Source organism: Bradyrhizobium sp., assembly GCF_052389815.1.
GTDB lineage: Bacteria > Pseudomonadota > Alphaproteobacteria > Rhizobiales > Xanthobacteraceae > Bradyrhizobium.
The window spans coordinates 148,651-174,625 of sequence record NZ_JBQTHN010000082.1; the positions used below are offsets into that span (position 1 = coordinate 148,651).

Genomic DNA, 25,975 nt, shown 5'->3' on the forward strand with positions numbered 1-25,975 from the left:
CGTCCCATGACGAACGCAGTTACCGATATCGCAACGCGTACCTATAACCACGGCTGGCGCCTCGACCCGATCGTGCGCAGCCTGCTGGATACCGACTTCTACAAGCTGCTGATGCTGCAGATGATCCGGGAGTTCTACCCCGAGCAGCAGGTGACGTTTTCGGTCATCAACCGCAGCAAGCAGGTGCGCCTGGCGGAGGTGATCGACGAAGGCGAGCTGCGTGCCCAGCTCGACCACGCCCGCACCATTCGCTTCGCCAAGAAGGAGCTGATCTGGCTCGCCGGCAACACCTTCTACGGCAAGACCCAGATGTTCTCGCCGGATTTCATCAACTGGCTGGCCAATTTCCGCCTGCCCGAATACGAGCTGACCAAGGTCGACGGCCAGTACGAGCTGCATTTCCACGGCCACTGGACCCACACCACGATGTGGGAGATCCCGGCGCTCGCCATCCTGAACGAGCTGCGCTCGCGCCAGATGATGAAGGGCAAGGGCCGCTTCGAGCTCGACGTGCTGTATGCCCGCGCCAAGGCGAAGCTGTGGGCCAAGGTCGAGCGGCTGCGCAGGCTCGACGGCCTGCGGTTATCCGACTTCGGCACGCGCCGCCGCCATGGCTTCCTCTGGCAACGCTGGTGCGTCGAGGCGGTCAAGGAAGGCCTGGGTCCCTCCTTCACCGGCACGTCGAACGTTCTGCTCGCGATGGACAACGATCTCGAAGCGATCGGCACCAACGCGCATGAGCTGCCGATGGTGGCCGCAGCGCTCGCCAATGACGACACCGAACTGCGCTGGGCGCCCTATCGCATCCTCGACCAGTGGCGTCACACCTATGGCGGCAACCTTCTGATCGCGCTCCCCGACGCCTTCGGCACGAAGCCGTTCCTGCGCGACGCGCCGGAATGGGTCGCCGACTGGACCGGCTTTCGCCCAGACTCGGCGCCGCCGATTGCGGCGGGCGAGGAGATCGTCAAATGGTGGAAGCAGAAGGGCCGCGATCCCAGGGAGAAGCTGCTGGTGTTCTCCGACGGCATGGACGTCGATTCCATCGAGGAGACGTTCCGTCACTTCAAGGGCCGCGTCCGCGTCAGCTTCGGTTGGGGCACCAATCTCACCAACGACTTCGTCGGCTGCTCGCCGGATGGCTCGGCCGATCTCGATCCGATCTCGATCGTCTGCAAGGTGACGTCGGTGGACGGCCGGCCGGCCGTGAAGCTGTCGGACAATCCGGAAAAGGCGACCGGCATCCCGTCGGAAGTCGAGCGGTACCTGCGCGTGTTCGGCAATATCGGCCGCGTCCGCACGGCGGTGCATGTCTAGGCGATGGTCGAAGCCGATTAGCCGTAAGGCGTAACCCGCCGGCTTTCCCCTGCGCCGCCCGGCTGCTATTGTCCCGACCGAGAGCCGCAAAGGCCCACCAGGTGACAGGGAGAAGACGATGGCGAGGACGTTCGTGACGGCGGCCGGCGTTGCCGCGCTGGCCGGATTGCTGACCGCTCTAACGGCGCCCGCGATGGCGCAGTACCCCGAGCGCCCGATCAAGATGATCGTGCCATGGGCCGCGGGCGGCGATACCGACAACATCTTCCGGCCATTCGGCGCCGAATTCCAGAAGCACATCGGCCAGCCCGTGGTCATCGCCAATGTCGGCGGCGCATCGGGCACGGTCGGCGCGCGCGAGGCACAGAAGTCGGCGCCCGACGGCTACACGGTCTACGCAGTGCACGACTACCTTCATCTGACCTTCTACGCCGGCATCAGCGACGTCAAATACAGTGACTTCGAACCGATCTGCCTGGTCGCGGCGACGCCGTCGGTGCTGACCGCGAGCGCCAAGACGCCGTGGAAGAGTTGGCAGGAGCTCGCCGCCGACGCCAAGAAGCGGCCGGGCGAGATCACGGTCGGCGCCACCCTCGGCTCGACCAGCCACATCTTCCCGGCCCTGATCGAGAAGGCGGCCGGCGTGAAGTTCAAGTTCGTGTCGTACGAGGGCCTGGCGCCGCGAATGAATGCGCTGCTCGGCGGTCACATCAACCTAACCGACTCCAATCTGACGCAGAAGGGAAAGGTCGAAGCGGGCCTGTTGCGCTTCATCGCGATCGCCAGCGAGAAGCGCGACCCGGAAGCGCCTGATGTGCCGACGCTCAAGGAGCTCGGCATGAACATCGTGTTCGAGGTGGCGCGCGGCATCGTGGTCCCGAAAGGGACGCCGGCGCCGGTACGCGCCAAACTCGAGGAGGCCTGCAACAAGGCGACCAAGGAGCCGGCCTTCGCCCAGTCGATGAAGGCCCAGGGAACCCGCGTGGCGTTCCTCAATGCCAGCGACTATGCCAAGTTCCTCGACAAGATCGACAACGAGAGCAAGGTCATCATGACCGACCTCGGCCTGATCAAGAAATGAGTATCGGCCGCGACGGCGTTACCGGGCTGATCCTGCTCGCGATCAGCCTGTTCCTTCTGTTCAAGTCCTTCCAGCTTCCATCCCTTCCCATCGTTCCGGTCGGGCCCGGCTTTTACCCGGCCATCGTGCTGTCGTTCATGGCGGCGGGGAGCGCGCTGCTGGTATTGCAGGACCTCATGAAGCACCGCCAGGCCGCAGCGGCCGCCGCCGCGGACACGCCGCCGCGAAATTATCGTCTGGTTGTGATCGCGTTCGCGATCGTCGGTGCCTACGTGGTGCTGCTGCCGCTCTTGGGCTTTCGCCTCGCCACGCTCCTGTTCGTCGGCGCGCTGCAGGCGGCCCTGGGGCGGCCTCGAACCGCGCGGCAATGGACGGTGCTTGCCGCGATCGCGCTCGGCACAACCATCTTGAGCTATTTCATCTTCGAGCGATACCTGCTGGTGCTGTTGCCGCGCGGTGCATGGACGGGGTTCTGATGCTCGATCTGCTCTGGCACGGCCTCATCAACATCGCCCAGTGGAAATACCTGCTGCCGCTGTTCGCCGGCACCCTGATCGGCGTGATCGGCGGTTCGCTGCCCGGCGTCACCATCACCATGACCGTGATCGTGGTGCTGCCGTTCACCTACGGGCTCGATCCGCTGGCGGGGCTGGCCGCAATGACCGGCGTCTATGTCGGCGGATCGACCGGAGGCCTGATCGCCTGCTGCCTGCTCGGAATCCCCGGCACGCCTGCCTCGATCGCCACGACGTTCGACGGCTTTCCGATGGCGCGCAACGGTGAGCCGGGCCGCGCCATCTGGCTCGGCGTCTGGGCTTCCGTCTGGGGCGGGCTGATCGGCGCCCTGTTCCTGGTGTTCCTCACCGGGCCGCTGGCGGCGATCGCGCTGGAGTTCGGACCTTGGGAATACTTTTCGCTGTTCGTGCTGGCCATGGCGATGGTCGCGGGCCTTGCCGAATCCTCGATGCTCAAGGGTCTGATCTCGACCGCCATCGGACTATTGATCACGGTGGTCGGCCACGATCCGATCGGCAGCGTGCCGCGCTTCACCTTCGGCTCCGAGTTCATCGGCGGCGGCTTTCCGTTCCTCCCCGTGCTGATCGGCATCTTCGCCTTCGCGCAGATCATGACCGACCTCGAGAAGCTCGACGGGCCGCGCGGCCAGCCGGTGCAATCGCTCGCCGGAGTGAGGCTCGAGCGGTTCTCGCATCTCAAGGTGAATCTGGAAATCTTCAGGCAGCCGTTCCTGCTGGCCTGGTCGACGATCGTCGGGCTGATCATCGGCATCCTGCCGGCGATCGGCGGTAGCGCGTCGAGCGTGATGGCCTACGACCAGGCCAAGAAATTCTCGAAAACGCCGCAGCTGTTCGGCAAGGGCCATCCCGAAGGCATCATCGCCTCGGAGGCTTCGAACAACGCCAATGTCAGCGGCTCGCTGATGACCATCATGGCGTTCGGCATCCCCGGTGACGCCGTCACCGCCGTGATGCTCGGCGCGATGACGATCCACGGCATCCAGTCGGGACCGCTGTTCATCTCGCAAAACCCCGACATCGCCTATGGCATCTATGCGGCCTACATCCTGGCCCATCCCTGCATGCTGCTGATCTGCATCGCCCTGATGCCGCTGATGCTGCGCGTGACCTCGGTGCGGATGGCGGTGCTGGCGCCGGTGGTGCTGGTGCTCTGCGTGGTCGGCGCCTACGCGCTCAACAACACGATGCAGGGCGTCTACGTGCTGCTGCTGTTCGGCGTCGTCGGCTACGTCCTGGTCAAGCTCGGCTTTCCGCTCGCTCCCTTGATCCTCGGCCTCATCCTCGGCGACCAGATCGAAATCAACCTTGTGCGCGCGATCATGACCGACCCGGATCCGCTGCTGTTCCTGACACGGCCGATTTCGGGCGTGCTGCTGTTCGCGGCGGTGGCCTCGGTCGTGCTGGCGATCTGGCAGCACCTGCGCCACCAGAACAGGCTCGTCGAGGAAGAGCCGGACTTTTGACCTCCTTCCGATACGGACCGGCCTCTCCCGATGGAGAGGCCGGATCATGCTCTACGGCATGCTCAGCTCGTGCCGGCCGACCACCATCCAGTGCACCTCGTCCGGACCGTCGGCGAAGCGCAGGTGACGGACGTCCTGGTACATCTCGCCGAGCGGGCTCCATTGCGAAATGCCGGTGGCGCCGTGCATCTGGATCGCCTGGTCGATGATCTTGCAGGCGCGCTCCGGCACCATGGCCTTCACCATGCTGACCCAGATCCGTGCTTCCTTGTTGCCGAGCACGTCCATCGCCTTCGCCGCCTTCAGCACCATCAGCCGCATCGCCTCGATCTCGCAGCGCGCCTGCGCGATGATCTGCAAATTACCGCCGAGATGGGCGATCTTCTTGCCGAAGGCCTCGCGGGTCAGGCCGCGCGATACCATCAGGTCGAGCGCTTTTTCCGCCTTGCCGATCGTGCGCATGCAGTGATGGATACGGCCCGGTCCGAGCCGGACCTGCGAGATCTCGAAGCCGCGGCCTTCGCCGAGCAGCATGTTCTCCTTCGGCACCCGGCAATTGTTGAAACGCAGATGCATGTGGCCGCGCGGCGCGTGATCGTGGCCGAAAACATGCATCGGGCCCAGGATCTCGACGCCGGGCGTGTCGATCGGCACCAGGATCTGCGACTGCTGCTTGCTCGGCGGCGCGTCGGGATTGGTCTTCACCATCACGATCATGATCTTGCAGCGCGGGTCGCCGGCCCCCGAGATGTAATACTTCTCGCCGTTGATCACCCATTCGTCGCCGACGAGCTTGGCGGTGGTCGAGATATTCTTGGCGTCCGACGAAGCGACATTCGGCTCGGTCATGGCGTAAGCCGAGCGGATTTCGCCTGCCAGCAGCGGCTTCAGCCACTTCTCCTTCTGCGCCTTGGTGCCGACGCGTTCCAGCACTTCCATGTTGCCGGTGTCGGGCGCCGAGCAGTTCATGGTTTCCGAGGCCAGCGGATTCTTCGCGAGCTCGACTGCGATGTAGGCATAGTCGAGGTTCTTCAGGCCCTGGCCGGTCTCGTCGTCCGGCAGGAAAAAGTTCCACAGGCCTTCCTCCTTGGCCCTGTCCTTGGCCTTCTGCAGCACCGCGAGCTGTTCCGGCGTGAAGCTCCAGCGGTCCTTCTTGCCTTCGCCAAGCCGCATGAACTCGACCGACATGGGATCGACGGTTTCGCGGATGAACTTCTTGACGTGCTCGTACAGCGGACGGACCTCGTCCGACATGCGCAGGTCGTTCAGCTCTTCGCCCGGATTGAGGTTGTAGGTCGTCGTTCGCGGGATATAGGCGTGCTTCATTTTTTTCCTCCCATCGCGAGGCCGCCTTCGGCCTTTCCACTACGCGGTTGGCCGGCAATCTAGACCCCCGCCCGGCGCTCGCCAAGCAAGCGACCGCCGGTATTTCAGCACGCTTATTCCGCGGGGCGGACGATCGCTCCGCATGGACACGCTGCTTCGCTTCGCCGATAGTCGGACCATGAGCGGTCTCGCCAACCGGATCCGCACCGTCGATCACCGCCACGCTCCGGACAGCTGGCGCATGGATGCGCTCGCGCCATCGACGACGCTGGCGCCGTTCATGCGCCGTGCCACCGCCTATACCGTGCAGGGCTCGGGCCTCAGCCGCCAGCGCGAGCTGCCCAACGGCAGCGCCGTGCTGGTGTTCAATCTCGGCGCCGAGCTGCGCGTCGAGGACGCCGCCGGAAAACTCCACCGCTTTCCGCATCCGACCGTGTTCTATTCCGGGCCGAGCGACCGCTACGTCGTCACCGAGACCGACGGCGCGCAGGAAGGCCTGGTCGTCGAGCTGACGCTGCCGGGGGCACGGCGGTTGCTGGGCCGGCCGCTCGACGAGCTCGGCGATCGCATCATCGCGCTTTCCGACCTGCTTGGTCCTCGCGCCGACGAAATCCTCGGCCGCATCATCGAAGCCAAATCGCCCGCCGCGCGCCTGCTGCTGCTCGAGGCGGCGATCGAGGCGCGCATCGTGGAAGCCGGCGATCGCGGCACGCGCGATCTGGAATGTGCCTGGAACCTGCAGCATGCCCGAAGCGGCCGGGTTCCCGTCGCGCAATTGGCCGATGCCGTCGGCTGCAGCCGCAAGCACCTTGCAGTCAGGTTCGACCGCGAATTCGGGCTGTCGCCGAAACTCCTGGCGCGCATCATGCGTTTCGACCGTGCGATCCTCGTCATGCGGTACGGCGAGCTCACGAGCTGGTCGGACCTCGCCGCCGAATGCGGCTTTGCCGATCAGGCGCACATGGCGCGCGAATTCGTGGCCTTCGCCGGCGATCCGCCGACCGCATTGCTGCGGCGTCGCCTGCCCGACGAAGGCGGATTCCTCGACTGACCGCGGTAACAAATCTTCAAGACGGCCATTCCGCGCCCCGCTAGCTTCGCGCCATCCATCGAAACGCAACGAGGACCTGCGATGCCGACCCCGACCCAGATCATCCCCTATCTCTTCTACCGCGATGTTCCCGCCGCGCTGGACTGGCTGACCAAGGCGTTCGGCTTCAAGGAAGAGATGCGAACGGGCACGCCGAGCGGCGGCATGCATGGCGAGATGTCGTTTCACGGCCAGCGCATCATGATGGGCCAGGGCGGCAAGGACTGGAAAATGGTCAGCCCGCGCGAGACCGACATGGCGACCATGGGTGTGTTCATCTACATGGACGACGTCGATGCGCATCACGCGCGTGCGGTGGCGGCCGGCGCGGAAATCCAGATGCCGCCGCAGGATCAATCTTACGGGCGCACCTACACCGCGCGCGACCTGGACGGCCATCCCTGGTTCTTCACGGCGCCGCCGAAGTAGCAGCTCACGCGCCCGGCACGTCGGCGTTGGCAAAGAACAGCTGCTGGCCGTTGATCTTGTAGTCGGCGATCGCCCTCTGTCCTTCGGGCGAAACCAGCCAGTCGACGAATGCCTGGCCGAGATCCTTCTTGACGTGGGCGTGCTTGTCCGGATTGACCAGCATGACGCCGTACTGGTTGAACAGCCGCTTGTCGCCTTCGACGACGACGCCGAGCGCGCCGCGGTTCCTGAACGAAAGCCAGGTGCCGCGGTCGGCCAGCACATAGCCGTTCATCGCGGAGGCGGTATTTAGCGCCGCGCCCATGCCCTGCCCGATCTCGCGGTACCACGGTCCCTTGTCTGCGCCGGCAATGTCGATGCCGGCCGCCTTCCACAGCGCGAGCTCGGCGGCATGCGTGCCGGACTTGTCGCCGCGCGAGACGAAGGGCGCAGCCTTGTCTTTGATCGTCTTCAGCGCCGCGACGATGTCCTTGCTGCCCTTGACGCCGGCCGGATCGCCGTTCGGCCCGATCAGGATGAAGTCGTTGTACATCACCGCAAAGCGCTTCACGCCGAAGCCATCGCCGACGAATTTCTCCTCCTGCGGCCGTGCATGCACGAACACGACGTCGGCATCGCCGCGGCGGCCGGTGTCGAGTGCTTGGCCCGTACCCTGCGAGATCACCTTCACGTCGATACCGGTCTTGGCCTTGAACAGCGGCAGGATGTGACCGAACAGACCGGAGTCCTGGGTAGAAGTGGTCGACGCCACGATGATCGATTTCTCCTGGGCGTTCGAAGGCGTGGCAAATGCCAGCACGGCCGCGAGGCAAACGAAGAAAAGGCGCCGGTTCATGTAAACTTCCAGTGCTGTGCCGAGGGCCGTTCACGGGCCCTCATAGGAACGCGGGTGTCACGGGAATGTTTTCCAGAACCAATGCATGCGCAAGATGTCGGACGCGGCGAATACGAAATATAGGGTTAGGCTATGGGGGCAGCGACAGATATCAATTGGCGACCTCAATTGTCCGATAGGAGAATCACATGGCTATTTCGACCTGCGGCAAATGCGGCGGACACAGCTTTGAGGTGGCGCTGTTCACGCCGATCGGCGAAAACCGCAAGCTGACGCTGGTGCAATGTTCCACCTGCGGCGTGGCGATCGTTGCGCTCGATCCCTTCATCGGACCGCAGCTCGAGGCGCTGAAGCGCGAGGTGGCGGCGATCGACCAGAGGCTGGCACGGATCGCAGGGGCGCTGCAGGAACTGGAGTGAGGGCGCAGCTGTCGTCCCTGCGAACGCAGGGACCCATAACCACAGGGAGACGTTGTTGAAGCGAGCTGGAGCTCCAGCCTTCGCCAAACTTTATCCTGTGGTTATGGGTCCCGGATCGGCACTCGCTACGCTCGCTTGTCCGGGACGACAGTTGAGTTTGCGGATTCAGTTTTCAAACAGCCGAAAATATTCCCGCGGCAGGTTTTTCGCCCGGGTTTTGCTATTTCGTTGCTCCCTCCTAGACGGAGGGCGCGGAGAAGGCCGGGCGCCGGCTGCGCCCGCAGCACCGTGTGCAACGGTAGTAAGAAAACGCACACGGATTTGACAGGTACAGCCGGGACATCCCGACCTTCCCCGCGCAATGGTTTACGGATTATACGTACTCTCCCCGGTGAGCGGCCTTTATTGTCACCGTTGCCGTCCCCGCACAGGCGGAGCGGATAGACGCCAGGGTCGCGGCGCCAGGACCACACGATTTCGCCGTACGCTGCCGCGTTTCGCCGGGTGCAAGCACCTGACGCAGCAAGCGTCCATCGCAACCCGCACCACGCTCCCGTGACGATCGCGCGAACGTCCCTCATGGCGGCGCGGGCTGGGTCGGATATAGTTCCGATTTGCGTAATTGTCAACCGGCAAATAATGATTTTGCGAATTTTCTTCGATATCCGAATTACCGAACCAATGCACGGACTTAGCCGGCCGGAAAGAAGCAGACCCGTCACGTTCGTCGTGGAACCATGATGGGTTTCGCAAGCGCTCAACCTGTCCTACGCATTGACTAGGGTCAAAACCCATAAGATCGTGCGCCGCCATGTTTGGTTTCAGCCCAATTCCAGACATCGGTGGCATCGAAGAATTCGGCAGAGATGGGCCAATTTCGGCCTCAGCGTCTTAGCTCCTGTGAGCAAATGTTTGAGCCCGCCTACCTGAATTCTTGCCCATATTTGAGAGCAATCGCGTTGATCTGCTCCCGCGTCAATTCCTTTCGCGGTTCGCCGGGTCGGCTGCAGGTTTCGCGAAAGAAACCGTCGAGGCCCGGGGGCACCATGATCCACAGCAGAACCAATTCCTGATCTGGACTACTGAAACCATGCCACGTGTTCGGGGGTATGAAAATCGTTCCACCTCTTTCGCAAGAGTGACGCACATCGTTGAGTGTGACCGTGCCACTGCCTTCCAGAACGTAGAAGGCTTCGTCCCTGTCGAGGTGTCGGTGAACCGGTATGCCTGAGCCCTTGGGTAGCTGCTGAATGCCCAGGCCAAAATTATTGGACCCCGTTATGGGGTCGGCCTTGATGAAGATGTTGCCGCCATCACGAAAATGGATCAGGTGCTCACCCTCTCCGGCACCAAGCACATAGCCCTGCGGCACCGGGTTGTGCGACTTCGCCACGATCTCCTTGCTGTTTGGCATCGCGTGCTCCATTGGCCGATGTTCAACAATGAAAAAACCACGATAGCAGAATGCTGCACCACGAGCGACGCCCATGGCCAAAGACGGCTTTGGGTCATCCACGTCGTCTTCGGCCGAGGCAGGACACCCTCGCATTTCCGCTTCTGTGAAGGGTTTCGGACGCCGACCCCGACGTGCGCGGCACCACCTTCATGGGGCCGGCATCCGAAACCCTTCACAAAAGCGACGGTTGAGCAATGTGCGCGTTACTTCCGCTTCACCCCGATTAGCCGACATCGTCAGGCGGACAAATTAAATCCGAATGGTGCCAGGTGCGGGTTTGCGCGGCCTAATCAGGTCTGGCGCTGCGCGCCGATAGTGCGGTCGATGTCGGCAACCGCCCCGTAGAGGCGCTGCCGCGAGAGCCAACGAAGGTCGTCCATGCGTTGCACAATTCCCACCACAACCGGCACGTGGTGGCGTCGCGCAACCTGCTCAAGCGAGAAAACGGACCACCAGGCGCGAAAGGCGACTCGCGTCCAAGCGCGCGCGTCCCACCCGAGGAGGAGGACATCCGGCGCATAGCTGCGCACCACACGATTCAGGTTCCACGGGTACATGACAATGATGCCCAGGCGCACCGGTCGCGCACCCTCCCACGGAAAGGATCTTGCGACGGTGGCAAAGGCAAATACAACCGAGCGATGAGCCACCTTGCTGGCAACCAGCCTCTCGATGACTCGAGAGACAAGTCCCGTCTCCTTCACCTCCACGAACAGTTCAAGGTCAGTCGACGAAAGAAGCGACAGTGCCGCATCGAGGGTAAGCGCGTTCTCGACATGACGCGGCGGATCGTGTGACACCACCAATGTATCGGAATCCGCTGCACGGCAGACGTCGAATTCGACACCAGATATTCTGCCGTCACGGGCGGCACGTGCGAACGCGGCGAGCGAGTTTTCACCCCGACCCGCGGACCACCCACGATGCGCAATAAACTTCATGACGAGGTCCGTAAACCCAAGCTGCTCGCGCCATGCAATCTCTCCGCAGAGAGAGATGTCAATCCGCGGCCACGACGATGACCCCTGATCGACGTAGAATCAAAAGGCGACGTCATCGAAACAGCTGGTTTTGGGTCATCAACGGACTTCAGCCGAAACTGTCCATAGGTCTCCCGATGCGTATCCAGTTCGAACTGATTTAGTGGCCGCCGGGCTTCAGACGCCGCAGCCGGCCGACCACGCCGGTCGGGAAGAAATAGACGCTGGCGATGAACAGGAGGCCGAGCCAGAGCAGCCAGCGGTCCGGGTGCAGCAGGCCGGGCAGCAAGGGCAGTCCGGCGTCGGCCGCGGCATTCGAAGCGGTGCCCATCAGCGTCTGCAAGTAGTTCTGCGCGATGATGAAGATCCCTGCCCCGATGATGGCGCCATAGATCGTGCCCATGCCGCCGATCACCACCATCAGGAGGATGTCCAGCATGATGGAGAAGGCCAGCGAGGTATCCGGGCCGACGTAGCGCAGCCACAGGGCGTTGAGCACACCGGCACAGGCCGCGACCGTCGCCGCAATGCAGTTGGCGTAGGTGAGATGGAACACGGTGCGGTAGCCGAGCGCCTCGGCGCGGAAACGATTTTCGCGGATCGCCTGCAGCACGCGGCCGAAGGGCGAGTTGACCACGCGCAGCAGCGCCAGGATCAGCAGCGCCGAAACGACGAAGACCAGGTAGTAGGTCAGCGTCCGCCCGTTGATCTCGAAGCCGAACGCATCCCTGGAGATCAGCACCGTGCCGGGCCGCAGCAGCTCGGGCAGGCGGAACGTGCGGCCGTCCTCGCCGCCGGTCAGCCAGGACATTTGCGAGGCCAGCACCTGGAAGGCGGAGGCAACCGCGAGCGTGATCATGGCGAAGAAGATCGCGGCGACGCGCAGCGAGAACAGGCCGATGGCGAGCGCCAGCAACATCGCCAGCGGCAGGCCGACGACGATGCCGGTCCCGATCGCCGCCCAGCTCGGCCCCATCGCGTAGAGTGCGATCGCGATGGCATAGCTGCCGATGCCATAGAACATGGTGTGGGCGAACGACACCGTGCCGGTATAGCCGAGCAGGAGATCGTAGGACGCCACCAGCACGGCGAAGATGCAGATCTTGACCGCGACGTTCATCGCCTTGGCGCCGGGGAACAGCCACGGCGTCAGGAGCAGCATGGCGACGATGACGATGAGCAGGGCCGCCAGCAGGCGGCTGCGCGGGGGATCGCCGGAAAGGATCATCATCTGCTGGTCACCGCATAGAGCCCGCGCGGTCGCCACATCAGGATCGCGACCATCAGCAGGATGTTGGAAACGAGCGCCAGTTTCGGCACCAGGAAGCCGCCGAAATTGGCGACCATGGCGACCAGCAGCGCGCCGATGAAGCAGCCGCCGACAGAGCCGAGGCCGCCGATGATGACGACGATGAACACCAGCACGGTGAGCTCGTCGCCGATCGAGGCATGCACCTGCTCGCGGTACAGCCCCCACATCACGCCGCCGAGGCCGGCGAGCGCCGCGCCCACCATGAAGACGCCGAGGAACAGGCGGCGGATGCGGTAGCCCAGCGCCTCGACCATCTCGCGGTTCTCGACGCCGGCACGGATCAACAGGCCGATCTTGGTGCGGTTGAGCACGAGCTGGATGCCGATGAAGACGGCGAGACCGACCAGCATCGCCAGCAGACGGTACTTCGCGATCGCGACGTCGCCGAAGATGAAGGAGCCGCGCAGCGAGGCGGGCAGCGGCATCGGAATGATCTGCGGCCCCCACAGCGCGTAAAGACTCTGCTCGGCGACGATCAGTCCGCCCGTCGTCATCAGGATCTGCTTCAGGTGCTGGCCATAGACGGGAAGGATCAACACGCGCTCGACGAGGAGGCCAAGCAACGCCGTTACGCCCATGGCGAGCACGGCGGCCGGCACCAGCACCGCGAGATTGGTGAGAAGCGAATCCGTCTGCGACAGGCCCGCGAGCGGCAGGAACACCAGCGTTGCGATATAGGCGCCGACGGCGATGAACGCGCCATGGCCGAAATTGAGCACGTCCATCAGGCCGAACACGAGGGTTAGCCCGGAGGCCATGATGAAGATCATCATGCCCATGGCAAGGCTCGCCGCCAGCAGCGTCGCCCAGGAGCTGGCCGATCCCACCAAGGGCAGCATCAACAGCGCAAAGGCGGCCGGCAGCAGCAGCGGCAGGAAGTCCCGCTTCGGCTTCGGCAAGGCCTCGACGGTCGTTGCGGTGTCGGTCACTGGTGCGTCTCCAGGCTGAGGCCGAGCAGGCGTTCCTGCAGCGTCACGTCTTCGGCCAGCACTGCCATCGCGCCGCGGTGGACGATGGTGCCGTTGTCCATGACGAGCACGGCGTCGCCCAGCTCGCGCGCGGCATGGAAATTCTGCTCCACCATCAGGATGGTGGCGCCGCGGCGCTTGATTTCCTTCAGGCACTCGATCAGCGCCATCACGATGGCGGGCGCGAGGCCCTTGGTCGGCTCGTCGATCAGGAGCAGCTTGCGCTCCTCGACGATGGCGCGCGCGATCGACAGCATTTGCTTCTGCCCGCCGGAGAGCGAGCCGGCGCGCGACAGCCAGAAGCGGCGCAGCGCCGGGAAGAAGCCGAAGATCCAGTCGAGCCTGGTCTCGTCGAGATCGCCGTCGCGCGCCCCGAGCACGAGGTTCTCCTTCACCGTGAGGTCGGAGAACACTGCCATGCTTTCCGGCACGTAGCCGACGCCGCGCCGCGCGATGTCGGGCGTGGCGCTCGCCTCGATGCGCTCGCCGCCGAAGCTGATCTCGCCGTGCGAAGCCGGCCACAGGCCCATGATGGTGCGCAGCGTCGTGGTCTTGCCGGCGCCGTTGCGGCCGAGCAGCATCGTGACCTGCCCTGAGGGCACGGTGAGGTCGACGCCCTGCAGGATGTGGTAGCGGCCGATATGGGTATGGACGCCCTTCAGCGTGAGAAGATCGCTCATGCCGCGCTCTTTCCGGCGGGAACGCCGAGATAGGCTTCCTGCACGATGGGCGAAGCGATCACCTCGGCCGGCTTGCCGTCGGCGACGAGCTTGCCGTTATGCAGCACGATGATGCGGTCGGCGAGCGAGCGCACCACGTCCATCTTGTGCTCGACCAGCAGGATGATCTTGCTGGCGTCCTGCTTCAGCTGCGCAATCAGGTTCAGCACGACCGGAACCTCGTCGATGCTCATGCCGGCGGTGGGCTCGTCGAACATGTAGATTTTCGGCTCCAGCGCCATCATCAGCGCGACCTCGAGCTTGCGCTGGTCGCCATGCGACAGCACGGTGGCCGCAACGCCGCGGCGGCTGCCGAGCGCAACCTGGTCCAGGATTGCGTCCGCGCGCTCGATGAGGTCGCGCCGGGTCATCCAGGGACGCAGCATGTCGTAATGGGTGCCGCCGGCCGCCTGCACCGCGAGGCGGACGTTCTCCTCGACGGTCAGGTTCGGAAAGAGGTTGGTGAGCTGGAAGGCGCGGCCGAGGCCGGCGCGGGTGCGCAAGGGCGCGCTGAGGGACGTAATGTCCGTGCCGTCGAGCAGAATGGAGCCTTCGCTCGGGCGGAGCTGGCCGGAGATCAAGTTGAAATAGGTGGTCTTGCCGGCGCCGTTGGGACCGACGATGGCGGTGAGCTCGCCGGGCCGAAAGGCGCAGCTGACATGATCGACCGCGACATGGCCGCCGAAGCGGATGGTCAGGTCGCGGGTTTCGAGTGACAGGGGCATGGCGCTTCTGTGATGCGGAGCGAGCTGTTTGCCTTCACCTCTCCCCGCGCTTGTCCGCCGTAGCCTTGGCGAAGGCGGATGCGGGGAGAGGTCGATTTGCGAAGCAAATCGGGTGAGGGGCTCTCTCCACGAGTCGGTGCGTGGAGAGAGCCCCTCACCTCTGCCCTCTCCCCGCTCTTCGCGGGGAGAGGGTGAGGAGAGAGATCACCGCTTGTTACGGATCGGGACGTTCATGTCCCCGATCTTCAGCTCGCGCACCGGCTCGAGCACGGCCCAGGCGACGTTCGGATCGACCTTGACCTTGAAGTGATACATGCTCTGCAGCGCCTGATGATCCTCCTTGCGGAACACCATCTTGCCCTTCGGCGTGTCGAACTCCATGCCCTCCATCGCCGCGATCAGCTTCTCGGTGTCGGTGGACTTGGCCTTGGTCACGGCGGTAACGACCGACATGGCGGCGGCAAAGCCGCCCGCGGTGAAGAAGTCCGGCGGTGAGTTGAAGCGCTTCTTGTGCTCGGCAACCAGCCAGTCGTTCACCGGGTTCTTCGGGATTTCATAGTAGTAGTAGGTCGCGCCTTCCATGCCGGGCATGATCTTGTAGCCTGCGAGCGCCGGCAGGATGTTGCCGCCGGTCGAAAGCTCGATGCCGTAGCGCTTCGGATCCATGTCCTGGAGCTTCGCCGGCGGATTGCCGGCGCCGGCCCAGATGATCCAGATGATCTTGCGGCCCGGCTTGTCCTTCAGCGCGTCGAACAGGCGCTGGCCCACCGCGGTGAAATCGGTGGTGGTGGTCGGCGCATATTCCTCGGCGACGAGCGTCGCACCGGTCTTGGCCAGCGCCTCCTTGAAGGCGGCAACGCCGTCACGGCCGAAGGCATAGTCCTGCGCCAGCGTGGCGACGCTGACGCCCGGCTTGCCGATCGCGACCGCGTTGGAGATCGCGTCCTGCGAGGAGTTGCGGCCGGTGCGGAAGACGTAGCGGTTCCACTTGTCGCCGGTGATCTGGTCGGCAACCGCAGGTTCCACGATCAGGATTTTCTTGTTCTCCTCCGCTACAGGAAGGATCGCGAGCGCCGCGGCCGACGAGGTCGTGCCGATGGCGATGTCGGCCTTGTCGTCCTGATAGGCTTCCGCCAGCGCGGCCTTGGAGAGGTCGGGCTTGCTCTGGTCGTCCTTGGTGATGATGACGATCTTGCGACCGTCGATCGTCATGGTGCCCTTGGTGGCGTATTCGAGACCCATGCGCAGGCCGGTCTCGGTCTGCTTGGCGTAGGCCTCGAGCGGGCCGGTCTTGCCGTGAATCAAGGCAATCCTCAACTCCTGGGCGCCGGCAGAGCCGCCGGCCAGGGCGAGCATGGCAGTTGTGAGAACGATTGATAGACGCACGAGGTTTCCTCCGATGTCGAACTCAGTTGATCAGCGATTTGCACTAGCGCGGTGAACTTTGCAATTGGAAGCTCGGTGAGAAGAAGTTTGCAGTGAGAATAAGTCGCAGATTCATGCAGCTCCCCTTTGGGGCGGCTGCGCTTCGGCGGTATGCCCTTGCTCCTCATGGCGCCAATCCGAGCGCGCTTCCTCGGCGCTTTCGAAGATGTGCGGGGCGACCCCGCGCCGTTGCAGCGCTTCGCCGAGCTTGATGCGCAGGAACCCGGAGGTGGTGTAGCGCGACACGCCGGAATAGAAGCGGTCGGTCAGCTGCCGCACCATGGCGGAATAGTCGTCGAGCAGCTCGGGCAGGATCGAGAAGTGATCGTAATTGACGATCGCATAGACGCGCTTGCCGAGCCCGCCGAGTTTCTCGTCGACGGTCCGTGCGATCCTGTCGATGTCGGCGCGGCTGCGCAGCGCGAAATGTTCCAGGTTGACGAAGAACAGGTTCTGCTCGCGGTCGTAGCTGAAGCGCTGCTCCAGCGGGATCGACAGCAGGTCCTCGCGCAGTTCCATCGGACCGTCGCGGAAGATGCGGGAATCCATCGGCGGCGGATCGCGGCGGACGATCGGCTTGAAGTCCATCAGCGCGAGGATGTCGCGCTCGATGTCGATGCCGGGCGCGACCTCGATCAGCTCGAGCCCGTCGGGGCGCAGCGCGAAGACGCAGCGTTCGGTGACGTAGAGCACGCCCTGCCCCCGTGCGGCGGCAAATTGCCCGCTGAAGGTGACGTGCTCGACCGCCTCGACGAACTTGCGGGCGCGCGCCTCCTCCAGGATGGCGAGCTTGCCGTCGGCCGCCGCAACGCGCAGCTTGCCGGCACCGAAAGTGCCGACGAAGACGACCTTCTTGGCGTTCTGGCTGATGTTGATGAAGCCGCCGGCGCCGGCGAGTTTCGGGCCGAACTTGCTGACATTGAGATTGCCCGAACGATCGACTTGCGCGAGGCCCAGGAAGGCGACGTCGAGGCCGCCGCCATCGTAGAAATCGAACTGATAGGGCTGGTCGATGATCGCCTGGGTGTTGACGGCCGCGCCGAAATCGATGCCGCTCGCCGGGATGCCGCCGATCACGCCGGGCTCGGCGGTCAGCGTAATCAGGTCGATGATCCGCTCCTCGTTGGCGACCGCGGCGATACCCTCGGGCATGCCGATGCCGAGATTGACGACGCTGTTGGCCTTGAGCTCGAAGGCGGCGCGGCGCGCGATGATCTTGCGCTCGCTCATCGGCATCGGTGGCAGCGAGCCCGAGCGCACGCGAATTTCGCCGGAGAACGCTGCATTATATTGCGTGCCGAAGGTCTGCCAGTGGTGCTCGGGTTTTGCGACCACCACGCAGTCGACGAGGATGCCGGGGATCTTCACCTGGCGCGGGTTGAGGCTGCCGCTTTCGGCGACGCGCTCGACCTGGGCGATGACGATTCCGCCGGAATTGTGCGCGGCCATGGCGATCGCCAGCGCCTCCAGCGTCAGCGCCTCTTTCTCCATGGTCAGGTTGCCGTCGGGATCGCCCGTGGTGGCACGGATGATGCCGACATTGATCGGGAAAGTCTTGTAGTGCAGGCATTCCTGCCCGCCGAGGCTGATCAGTTCGACCATGTCCTCGGTGGTGCGGGCATTGAGCTTGCCGCCGCCGTTGCGCGGATCGACGAAGGTGCCGAGCCCGACGCGCGAGACGTGGCCCGGCCGCTTGGCTGCGATGTCGCGGAACAGGTGCGTGATGACGCCCTGCGGCAGGTTGTAGGCCTCGATCTGGCCGGCGATCGCGAGCTGCTGCAGCTTGGGAACGAGGCCCCAATGGCCGCCGATCACGCGGCTGACCAGCCCTGCATGGGCGAAGTGGTTGAGGCCGCGATCCCGGCCGTCGCCCTGCCCCGCGGCATAGACCAGCGTCAGGTTGCGCGGCTTGCCCGGCGCCTGGGGCGCCTCGCTTTCGCCCGCGAGGTAGAGTTCCTCGAGCGCAATGGCGATTTCCTCCGCAAAGCCGATGCCGACGAAGCCGCCGGTGGCAACGGTGTCGCCGTCGCGGATCAGGCGGACAGCCTCGGCGGCCGTCACGACCTTTCCCTTCTCGGAGTTGCGCAGGTATGGCAGCGCCGGATGCTGGGTCACGATACTCCTCCCGTTCGCGGCGCCCGTTTGCAATCAGGCGCTCCGGTGCGTTGTCGTCGGGAAGTATACGGATACGAGAGCGGCCAGCGCCAGCGGCGCGTCGCACGCGATGGCGTAGCCGATCGGGCTGGCCGTTGCGGCGGTGACATGCGAGGGCTGCCTGCTCCTCGGCAAGCCGGCGTCTTTAGCCGCTCCGCTCATCGGTCCCTCCCTGGCGATTGCGCATTGCACGCGTGTTGCCGCAGTGCAGTGCAAACGCTGCGCCAACTGCTTCGGGAGAAAGCAAATTGTCGTAAATGCAGGCATTTCCTCAATTGCGATGCAACCGCGCCGCCGCGTGCAACTGTCGCGAGTCTGAGATTCGAGACAACCTCTGTCGCCGAACTCAGACAGACGACGAACCCGAGGGCGCCAGCCCGTATTTGGAGAGCTTCTTGTAGAAGGTCGCGCGGGAGATACCGAGGCGCCGTGCCGCCTCGACAATCTGGCCGTTGCTGGCGAGCAAAGCGTGCTCCAGCGTCTGCTTCTCGAACGCGGCTTCGGCCTGGGCCAGCGGCACCACCGCGCCCGGCCGTTCCGGCGCCGCGGCCCTGGCGGGGCCGACGGCGAGGATGCGCTCGAAATCCTCGCCGGTGAGACGGCCGGAATCGCTCAGGATCAGCGCGCGCTCCAGGATGTTGCGCAGCTCGCGGACGTTGCCCGGCCAGCCGTAGCGCGAAAGCACCGACAGCGCCGACGGCGTGATCCGCGGATTGGCATAGTCGCCCGAGGTCCTGATGTCGTCGAGCAGGCGCGTACAGATCGCCGGCAGATCATCGGTGCAGTCGCGCAAGGGCGGCAGCGTGATGGAGAGCACGTTGAGGCGGTAAAACAGATCGGAGCGGAAGGCGCCCCCGGCGACGCGCTTCTGCAGGTCGACATTGGTGGCGGCAATGACGCGGACGTCGACCTTGATGACCTTGTCGGAGCCGAGCGGCTCGATCTCGCGCTCCTGCAGCGCGCGGAGCAGCTTGGCCTGCAGCTGCAGCGGCATCTCGCCGATCTCGTCGAGGAACAGCGTGCCGCCGTCGGCGATGCGGAACTTGCCCTCGCGGCCCTTGCGGTCGGCCCCGGTATAGGCGCCCGGCACCGCGCCGAAGAACTCGGCCTCGATCAGGGTATCGGGGATTGCCGCGAGGTTGACGCTGACGAAGGGTTTTTCCGCGCGCGCGGAGGCATTGTGGATGGCCTGCGCCAGCATCTCCTTGCCGGTGCCGGTCTCGCCCGTCAGCAGCACCGTCACGCTTTGCCGGGCGGCGCGGCGGGCCAGTTCCTTGGCCCTGGCGATATCGGAGGCCTCGCCGACGAAATCCTCGAAGGTGAAGCGGGCGCTGCGCGACTGCGACAATTGCCGCCGGGCGCTGCGCAGCTCGTTCTCGAGCTGGTTCACCCGCGCGATCAGCGGCTTCAGGCTGTCGAGATGGTCGTACAGCACGAATCCGATGGCACCGATGATGCGCTTGTTCTCGTCCTCGATCGGCATGCGCGTGACCACGAGTTGCTCGCGGCCGAGCTCCATGATGTCGAGCAGGATCGGCTTGCCGGTCTCCACCACCCGCCGCATCAGGCTGTTGGGGATGATCTCCTCGATCGGCCGGCCGATCGCTTCGGAGACATGGTCGAGCCCGAGGGAAGGCAGGTACTTCTCGTTGACGTAGACCACCTGCCCGGCGGTATCGATGGCGATGGCGCCCTCGCAAAGCGATTCGAGCCGTTCAAAGAGGCTCTCCATGGCGCGGGCACGGATGACCTCGGGGTCGGCGACGACGGACCGGTTAATACTCATGCGGCAACTGTCGCCTCACGGCATCGACAAAGACGGGAATCTGGTGCCGATATGGTAGCCGGAATTGAGCAGCCGCAAAAACGCAAAATGCTGATCCCGCAAAGGTTTTCGGGATCATCGCACCGCTGGCGGGCCCTCTAGCGCGGCACCACGGCCGTCGCCTCGATCTCGACCCGCGCCCCTTTCTCGACCAGGCGCACCACCTGGACCAAGGCCATCGCCGGGTAATGCGCGCCGAAGACCTCGCGATAGACCTGGCCGAGCGTCTTCAGATTGGCGAGATATTCCTCGATGTCGACGACATACCAGGTCAGCCGCACCAGATGTTCCGGGCGCGCGCCGCCGGCCGCGAGGATGGCTTTGATGTTGGCGAGCGTCTGGCGCACCTGGGCGACAAAACCATCGGCGAGGCGCTCCTTCTCATCCCAGCCGATCACGCCGCCGGTGACCACGATGCGGCCGTCGGCGGCCATGCCGTTGGCATAACCTTTCGGCATCGGCCAGCCGCTCGGCTGCAGCACCTCTGCGCCCTCGCCCTTTGCGGTCGGGAGCACGGCAAGGGTCGGTCCCTTCGCGGTCGTCACGGCAAATTCTCCATTCGATTATTCGGCGGCGATGCCGGGCGGCGTGCCGGCCCCCGCCATCTGCCGAAGCGCAAAACGCTGCAGCTTGCCGGTTCCGGTCTTCGGCAATTGCGCGACGAACTCGACGGCGCGCGGATATTTGTACGGCGCAATCGTGCGCTTGACGTGATCCTGCAACGCCGTGACCAGCGCTTCGTCGGGCTCGACGCCGGGCGTGGCCACCACATAGGCCTTCACGATCATGCCGCGCGCCTCATCGGGCGCGCCGACCACGCCGCATTCGGCGACGGCGGGATGCGACAACAACGCCGCCTCCACCTCGGGCCCGGCGATGTTGTAGCCGGAGGAGACGATCATGTCGTCGGAGCGCGCGACGAACGAGAAATGGCCGTTGGCGCGGACGAAGGTATCGCCGGTCAGGTTCCAGCCATTGCGGACGTAGTTCGTCTGCCTTTGGTCGGCGAGATAGCGGCAGCCGGTCGGCCCGCGCACGGCGAGCTTGCCGGGGGTGCCGTCGGGCACTTCGTTCATGTCATCGTCGACGATCTTCGCCTCATAGCCGGTCACGGGAAAGCCGGTCGATCCCGCCCGCGAGTCATCGACGCGGTTGCTGATGAAGATATGCAGCAGTTCGGTGCTGCCGATGCCGTCGAGGATCGGCTTTCTCGTCTTTTTGGTCCAGCTCTCGAACACCGGCGCCGGCAGCGTCTCGCCGGCGGAGACGGCAAGGCGCAGCGAGGACAGATCGGCGCCGTTGTCCATCGCCGCCATCATGGCGCGATAGGCGGTCGGCGAAGTGAAGCAGATCGTCGCCTTGTAGGTCTCGATGATCCTGATCATCTCCGGCGGCGAGGCATTCTCCAAGAGCGTTGCGGTGGCGCCGAAGCGGAGCGGGAAGATCGCAAGGCCGCCGAGGCCGAAGGTGAAGGCGAGCGGCGGCGAGCCGACGAAGACGTCGTCAGCCGTAACTTGAAGCACCTCTTGCGCGTAGCAATCCGCAATCATCAGGAGATCGCGGTGGAAATGCATGGTCGCCTTCGGCTCGCCCGTGGTGCCGGAGGTGAAGCCCAATAGCGCGACGTCGTCGCGGCCGGTCTTGACCGCATCGAAGCGCACAGGCTTGTTCAGCGCGACGCGGTCGAGCTCGGCGTCGTGGTTGGAGGTGCCGTCGAAATTGACGACCTGCTTCAGGAAGCGGCTGGTCTTGGCGCAGGCGACCAGCTCATCGGCGATGCGGCTGTCGGTCAGCGCGAGCGCGATCTCGGCCTTGTCGACGATCTTTGCGAGTTCGCCCGCGCGCAGCATCGGCATGGTGTTGACCACCACCGCGCCCGCCTTCGTGGCCGCCAGCCACGCCGCCACCAGCGCCGGATTGTTGCCGGAGCGGATCAGCACGCGGTTGCCCGGCTTGACGCCGTAGTTCTCCACCAGCGCATGGGCGAGGCGGTTCGACCAGTCGGCGAGCTCCTTGTAGGTGCGCTGGCGGCCGTTGCCGATCAGCGCAGTGTGATCGCCAAAGCCCTGCTCGACCATGCGGTCGGTGAGCTCGACGCCGACATTGAGAAAATCCGGATACTGGAATTCCGGCCGCTCGAGCCGCAATTCCGGCCATTGTTCAAACGGCGGCAGATTGCGCCGCGCGAAATCGTCGACGTGCCCCGAGGGGCCGAGATTCGGAATTTGACCTGACATATCGCCCTCGCATTCCCCTTGGGATGCCCGGCAACGGATCCGGAAATCATTTTATACTTAAAATAATTTGGCGCAAGGGGTGGAATCGACGGGCCCCGGGCGGTTTTCAACCGCGGGCCAGTTCCTTCAGGCGCAGTGCCGTGGGCGAATCGGGGTCCGCCAGCGGGGCGATGGCGGTGAAATGATTGGCATCGGACACCGTGCCGAACCGTGCGGCGATGCCCCTGCCCCAGGCCTCGACGATGGTCTTGCTCTGGCGAAGATATTCGGCGCTCTCGTTGCCGCCGACCACGGCATCGAGGCTGCCATGCGACGGCGGCGTCCAGAACAGCGGGCTGGCGGCCTTCGCCGACGCTGCATCGAGCCCGAGCGCCTTGTTGATGGAAGTTCCGACCAGCGGCGGCAGGTCGAACAGGCCGGAGATTGCGTAGGCGGCTCTGACCGGATGTTTCGGCAGCGATGCATCGAAGGCCGGCCAGTCGGTGGCGAGCATGCAAGCTGCGAGATGACCGCCCGCGGAATGGCCGCTCACGACAAGGGGATGGCCGAGCTTCGCCAGGTCGCGACAGGCCATCCGCATCTGCGTGATGATGTCGGCAACGCTGACGGCGGGGCAGAGATCGTAGGTCGGCACCGCGACGGAAATGCCGTGCGCATTCAGCCCGCGTGCGCAATGGCTGAAGGAGGAACTATCGAGCGCCTGCCAGTAGCCGCCATGAATGAAGACGACGAACGGGCCGTCGCTGCCGCCCGGAAACAAATCGATCCTGTTGCGCTCACCGGGGCCATAGCGCAGCAGGCGCGGTGGATGCGCTTCGCGATAAGCGGCAGCATCCCTCACCCACCCCGCCATCACGGCCGGATGCTCCGGCACGCGGGCGCGGTTGTTGTACTCGGCCTCGTAGTCGATCGCGGTCACCGCTCCTCACCCGCCCTGCGGCTCGCTGATTTCTGCACCGAGGCTTTGGTCTTTGCCAGCAGACGCATCAGCTCGCGGACGTCCTTGGGCGAGAGATCGCCGAACATGTCGGAGATCCAGGTCTGGTGCTCGGCCGCCATCTTGCGGAACTCGGCGCGGCCGCTGCGGGTCAGGCGGATCACCTGCACGCGGCGGTCGGTCTCGGAGGTGCGGCGGTCGAGATGGCCGGATTCCACCAGGCGCTCGACCAGCCCCGTCACATTGCCGTTGGAGACCATCATTCGCTTGGAAATGTCGGACAGCGTCATGCCGTCGGGCGCCTTGTCGAGCTGGGCCATCAGGTCGAAGCGCGGCAGCGTGACGTCGAAGCGCTCGCGCAGGCGGCCACGCACCTCACCCTCGATCAGGTTGGTGCAGGTCAGAAGGCGCAGCCACAGCCGCAGCTCGTCGGCGTGATCGTCAGGCTGCTCGACGGCCTTGGTCTCGGAATCGAGGATCATGTGCGTCACACCCGAAGCGGTTGCCTTCCGTTCTCGAACAGTTCGCTGCATCCGGCAAGCCAGATTCCTTGGTACAACCAATTTCTTTAGGCTTCAAGCAATTGGCGCGCCCCTTGCATGGAACGATTGCATGGAGCTTTCGCAGGCTGCGCGTTGCTTGCGGTGCCTACCGTCATCGGCATAAGCTTGATCTCTGAAGCAAGCCGAAGCGGACCAAACCGCCGGAGTGGGAGTAGGAAAATGAGACAGCAACCGACCTTTGCCGCGACGGCAGTTCTCGTAGCGGCCGCTTTGGGACTCTCGGCCGGCGCGGCGGCGGCGCAGGAAAAAATCAAGATCGGCGTGATCGTGACGCTTTCGGGCCCCCCGGCGGCGCTCGGCGCCCAGGTGCGCGACGGCTTCGCGCTGGCGGTCAAGGATCTCGGCGGCAAGATGGGCGGCCGTGAGGTCGAGATCGTCAACGTCGACGACGAGTTGAAACCTGACGGCGCGGTCATCAAGGCCAAAGGGCTTCTGGAGCGCGAGAAGGTCGATTTCGTGGTCGGGCCGATCTTCTCCAACATCCTGCAGGCGATCCACAAGCCGGTCACCGAGAACAAGACCTTTCTGATCAGCCCGAACGCCGGCCCTTCCAGCTATGCCGGCAAGGACTGCAGCCCGTTCTTCTATGTGACGTCCTACCAGAACGACCAGAATTTCCGCATCCTCGGCAAGGTCGCGCAGGACCGCGGCTACAAGCGCATGTACCTGATGGTGCCGAACTATCAGGCCGGGCGCGACGCGGTCGCCGGCTTCAAGCTCGACTTCAAGGGCGAGATCGTCGAGGAGAGCTATTTGCCGCTCAACTCGATCGACTTCCAGCCGGAGCTGACCAAGATCAACTCGCAGAAGCCCGACGCCGTTTTCACGTTCATGCCCGGCGGCCTCGGCGTGAACCTCGTCAAGCAGTACCGCCAGGCCGGCCTGGCCGACCGCATCCCGGTGCTGTCGGCCTTCACGGTCGATGAATCCACCCTGCCGGCGCAGCAGGATGCGGCGGTCGGCATGTTCGGCGGCGCCAACTGGGCGCCCAATTTCGACAACCCCCAGAGCAAGAAGTTCGTCGCCGCCTACGAGGCTGCCTACAAGAACGTGCCCGGCACCTATGCCATGCAGGCCTATGACGCGGCGATGCTGATCGACAGCGCCGTGAAGGCGGTGAAGGGCGATCTCTCCAACAAGGAAGCGGTGTCGGCGGCGCTGAAGAAGGCCGACTTCACCTCGCTGCGCGGCAGCTTCAAGTTCAACAGCAACGGCTATCCGATCCAGAACTTCTATCTGACGAAGGTCGCCAAGCGGCCGGACGGGAAATTCCAGACCGAGATCGTCGAGAAGGTGTTTTCGGATTCGGTCGACAGCTATGCCAAGGATTGCAGGGCCGCCAAGTAGAGTAAAGGGAAGGAATACGCCGATGACGAGCGAGATCGCGGGCATCACCCGCGCCAATGAGGGCATTCAGGGAATTACCTGGAGCATTCTCGGCCAGACCTACGTGCCGAAGAACCGCACCGAACACTCCTTCTCCTGGCACGCCACCTTCCCGGTCGGCACCTTCGTGCCGCCGCACATCCATCCCGACCAGGACGAGTATCTCTACATCCTCGAAGGCCGGCTCGACTTCATGCTCGACGGCGCCGACGAATTCGCGACCGCCGGCGACACGGTGCGCCTGCCGATGGGCAAGCCGCACGGCATCTTCAACAAGTCACAGCAGACGGCGAAGACGCTGTTCTGGGTGTCGCCGACGCGAAAGCTCTACGACCTGTTCTGGGCGATCCACAATATGAAGCAGCAGAACCCGGATGACGTGGTGCGGCTCGCCGCCGAGCACAACATCCACTTCCTGCCGCCGCCTCCGGGGTAGCGTTCGCGGAGCGCCACGTCCTCATGGTGAGGAGCGCGTCTTCGCGCGTCTCCGGACGATGCTTCGCATCGCCGGGCGAACCATGAGGCCACAGACGGGCCTGCATCCTTCGAGACGCCGCGCAAGGCGCGGCTCCTCAGGATGAGGGGATAAACCGCAATCTTGCTGGAATTGTAGGGTGGGCAAAGGCGCACTCGCGCCGTGCCCACCTTCACATTCACCGGCGCAAGAAAGGTGGGCACGCTTCCGAGGCTGGGCAAGTATTCGGAAGGCCTGTCAACTCGTAGAAAGTTCATTCTCTGCACTGCTTGCGCAATGACGGCAACAGAATATTTTCGGCGCTATGGCGTCGGACT

At 64.4% G+C, this 25,975-nt stretch carries 24 protein-coding genes; 9 read left to right on the forward strand and 15 right to left on the reverse strand.

All coding sequences use genetic code 11. The features are described 5' to 3' along the window. Positions 1-6: 6 nt before the first annotated feature. The 4 genes from pncB to ACT4OC_RS14825 all read left to right on the forward strand — a co-directional run bounded on the left by pncB (position 7) and on the right by ACT4OC_RS14825 (position 4,397). The gene (gene pncB / locus ACT4OC_RS14810) at positions 7-1,317 is read left to right on the forward strand and encodes a nicotinate phosphoribosyltransferase (RefSeq protein WP_444839740.1); all 1,311 of its coding nucleotides are present in this window, start codon (positions 7-9) and stop codon (positions 1,315-1,317) included. Positions 1,318-1,435: 118 nt separating this feature from the next. Beyond that, positions 1,436-2,398 (forward strand): tripartite tricarboxylate transporter substrate binding protein, encoded by a 963-nt coding sequence (locus tag ACT4OC_RS14815; protein WP_444839741.1) that lies wholly within the window; start codon positions 1,436-1,438, stop codon positions 2,396-2,398. After that, positions 2,395-2,874, forward strand: a complete 480-nt coding sequence (locus ACT4OC_RS14820) for a tripartite tricarboxylate transporter TctB family protein (RefSeq protein ID WP_444839742.1) — start codon at positions 2,395-2,397, stop codon at positions 2,872-2,874. Before ACT4OC_RS14815 ends, ACT4OC_RS14820 begins: the two co-directional genes overlap by 4 nt. Then, a complete protein-coding gene (locus ACT4OC_RS14825; RefSeq protein WP_444839743.1) occupies positions 2,859-4,397 on the forward strand; it encodes a tripartite tricarboxylate transporter permease in 1,539 nt (512 codons plus the stop codon). Before ACT4OC_RS14820 ends, ACT4OC_RS14825 begins: the two co-directional genes overlap by 16 nt. A gap of 51 nt (positions 4,398-4,448) precedes the next feature. Here the strand turns inward: ACT4OC_RS14825 and ACT4OC_RS14830 are convergent, their stop codons facing one another. Further along, positions 4,449-5,723, reverse strand: a complete 1,275-nt coding sequence (locus tag ACT4OC_RS14830; RefSeq protein ID WP_444839744.1) for an acyl-CoA dehydrogenase family protein — start codon at positions 5,721-5,723, stop codon at positions 4,449-4,451. 142 nt (positions 5,724-5,865) lie between these two features. On the opposite strand from ACT4OC_RS14830, the gene ACT4OC_RS14835 reads away from it, so the two are divergent. Beyond that, positions 5,866-6,774 carry a helix-turn-helix domain-containing protein gene (locus ACT4OC_RS14835; protein WP_444839745.1) on the forward strand — a complete coding sequence of 303 codons (909 nt, stop codon included), beginning with the start codon at positions 5,866-5,868 and terminating at the stop codon, positions 6,772-6,774. Positions 6,775-6,855: 81 nt separating this feature from the next. Then, positions 6,856-7,242, forward strand: coding sequence for a VOC family protein (locus ACT4OC_RS14840; protein WP_444839746.1), 387 nt, complete (start codon positions 6,856-6,858; stop codon positions 7,240-7,242). 4 nt (positions 7,243-7,246) lie between these two features. Here the strand turns inward: ACT4OC_RS14840 and ACT4OC_RS14845 are convergent, their stop codons facing one another. After that, on the reverse strand, positions 7,247-8,077 hold the full coding sequence (locus ACT4OC_RS14845) for a substrate-binding domain-containing protein (protein ID WP_444839747.1): 831 nt from the start codon (positions 8,075-8,077) through the stop codon (positions 7,247-7,249). Positions 8,078-8,265: 188 nt separating this feature from the next. Between ACT4OC_RS14845 and ACT4OC_RS14850 the strand changes: the two genes are divergently transcribed. Beyond that, complete coding sequence (locus tag ACT4OC_RS14850; protein ID WP_444839748.1) at positions 8,266-8,496, forward strand: hypothetical protein; 231 nt, start codon at positions 8,266-8,268, stop codon at positions 8,494-8,496. Between the two features lie 922 nt (positions 8,497-9,418). Here ACT4OC_RS14850 and ACT4OC_RS14855 read toward each other — a convergent pair. The 13 genes from ACT4OC_RS14855 to ACT4OC_RS14915 all read right to left on the reverse strand — a co-directional run bounded on the left by ACT4OC_RS14855 (position 9,419) and on the right by ACT4OC_RS14915 (position 23,716). Beyond that, the gene (locus ACT4OC_RS14855; RefSeq protein ID WP_444839749.1) at positions 9,419-10,012 is read right to left on the reverse strand and encodes a cupin domain-containing protein; all 594 of its coding nucleotides are present in this window, start codon (positions 10,010-10,012) and stop codon (positions 9,419-9,421) included. 230 nt (positions 10,013-10,242) lie between these two features. Further along, positions 10,243-10,893: a glycerophosphodiester phosphodiesterase gene (locus ACT4OC_RS14860; RefSeq protein ID WP_444839750.1), complete on the reverse strand. Its 651-nt coding sequence runs from the start codon at positions 10,891-10,893 to the stop codon at positions 10,243-10,245. Between the two features lie 199 nt (positions 10,894-11,092). Then, complete coding sequence (locus ACT4OC_RS14865; protein ID WP_444839751.1) at positions 11,093-12,163, reverse strand: branched-chain amino acid ABC transporter permease; 1,071 nt, start codon at positions 12,161-12,163, stop codon at positions 11,093-11,095. Then, entirely contained in the window at positions 12,160-13,173 is a 1,014-nt protein-coding gene (locus ACT4OC_RS14870; protein WP_444839752.1) for a branched-chain amino acid ABC transporter permease, read from the reverse strand. The genes ACT4OC_RS14865 and ACT4OC_RS14870 overlap by 4 nt, the downstream gene beginning before the upstream one ends. Continuing rightward, on the reverse strand, positions 13,170-13,892 hold the full coding sequence (locus ACT4OC_RS14875) for an ABC transporter ATP-binding protein (RefSeq protein ID WP_444839753.1): 723 nt from the start codon (positions 13,890-13,892) through the stop codon (positions 13,170-13,172). Before ACT4OC_RS14875 ends, ACT4OC_RS14870 begins: the two co-directional genes overlap by 4 nt. Continuing rightward, on the reverse strand, positions 13,889-14,656 hold the full coding sequence (locus tag ACT4OC_RS14880; protein WP_444839754.1) for an ABC transporter ATP-binding protein: 768 nt from the start codon (positions 14,654-14,656) through the stop codon (positions 13,889-13,891). The genes ACT4OC_RS14875 and ACT4OC_RS14880 overlap by 4 nt, the downstream gene beginning before the upstream one ends. 204 nt (positions 14,657-14,860) lie before the next feature. Beyond that, entirely contained in the window at positions 14,861-16,042 is a 1,182-nt protein-coding gene (locus tag ACT4OC_RS14885) for a substrate-binding domain-containing protein (protein WP_444839755.1), read from the reverse strand. Positions 16,043-16,153: 111 nt separating this feature from the next. After that, entirely contained in the window at positions 16,154-18,196 is a 2,043-nt protein-coding gene (locus ACT4OC_RS14890) for an acyl CoA:acetate/3-ketoacid CoA transferase (RefSeq protein ID WP_444839756.1), read from the reverse strand. A gap of 385 nt (positions 18,197-18,581) precedes the next feature. Further along, positions 18,582-20,021: a sigma-54 interaction domain-containing protein gene (locus tag ACT4OC_RS14895; RefSeq protein WP_444839757.1), complete on the reverse strand. Its 1,440-nt coding sequence runs from the start codon at positions 20,019-20,021 to the stop codon at positions 18,582-18,584. Positions 20,022-20,158: 137 nt separating this feature from the next. Beyond that, positions 20,159-20,605 carry a RidA family protein gene (locus tag ACT4OC_RS14900; protein ID WP_444839758.1) on the reverse strand — a complete coding sequence of 149 codons (447 nt, stop codon included), beginning with the start codon at positions 20,603-20,605 and terminating at the stop codon, positions 20,159-20,161. An 18-nt stretch (positions 20,606-20,623) separates the two neighbouring features. Continuing rightward, complete coding sequence (locus ACT4OC_RS14905; protein ID WP_444839759.1) at positions 20,624-22,297, reverse strand: AMP-binding protein; 1,674 nt, start codon at positions 22,295-22,297, stop codon at positions 20,624-20,626. Between the two features lie 106 nt (positions 22,298-22,403). Further along, on the reverse strand, positions 22,404-23,216 hold the full coding sequence (locus ACT4OC_RS14910; protein WP_444839760.1) for an alpha/beta hydrolase: 813 nt from the start codon (positions 23,214-23,216) through the stop codon (positions 22,404-22,406). After that, on the reverse strand, positions 23,213-23,716 hold the full coding sequence (locus tag ACT4OC_RS14915) for a MarR family winged helix-turn-helix transcriptional regulator (RefSeq protein ID WP_444839761.1): 504 nt from the start codon (positions 23,714-23,716) through the stop codon (positions 23,213-23,215). The genes ACT4OC_RS14910 and ACT4OC_RS14915 overlap by 4 nt, the downstream gene beginning before the upstream one ends. A 240-nt stretch (positions 23,717-23,956) precedes the next feature. Between ACT4OC_RS14915 and ACT4OC_RS14920 the strand changes: the two genes are divergently transcribed. Both ACT4OC_RS14920 and ACT4OC_RS14925 read left to right on the forward strand, forming a co-directional pair. Continuing rightward, complete coding sequence (locus ACT4OC_RS14920) at positions 23,957-25,144, forward strand: ABC transporter substrate-binding protein (RefSeq protein ID WP_444839762.1); 1,188 nt, start codon at positions 23,957-23,959, stop codon at positions 25,142-25,144. 22 nt (positions 25,145-25,166) lie between these two features. Continuing rightward, a complete protein-coding gene (locus ACT4OC_RS14925) occupies positions 25,167-25,619 on the forward strand; it encodes a cupin domain-containing protein (RefSeq protein ID WP_444839763.1) in 453 nt (150 codons plus the stop codon). Positions 25,620-25,975 lie beyond the last annotated feature (356 nt).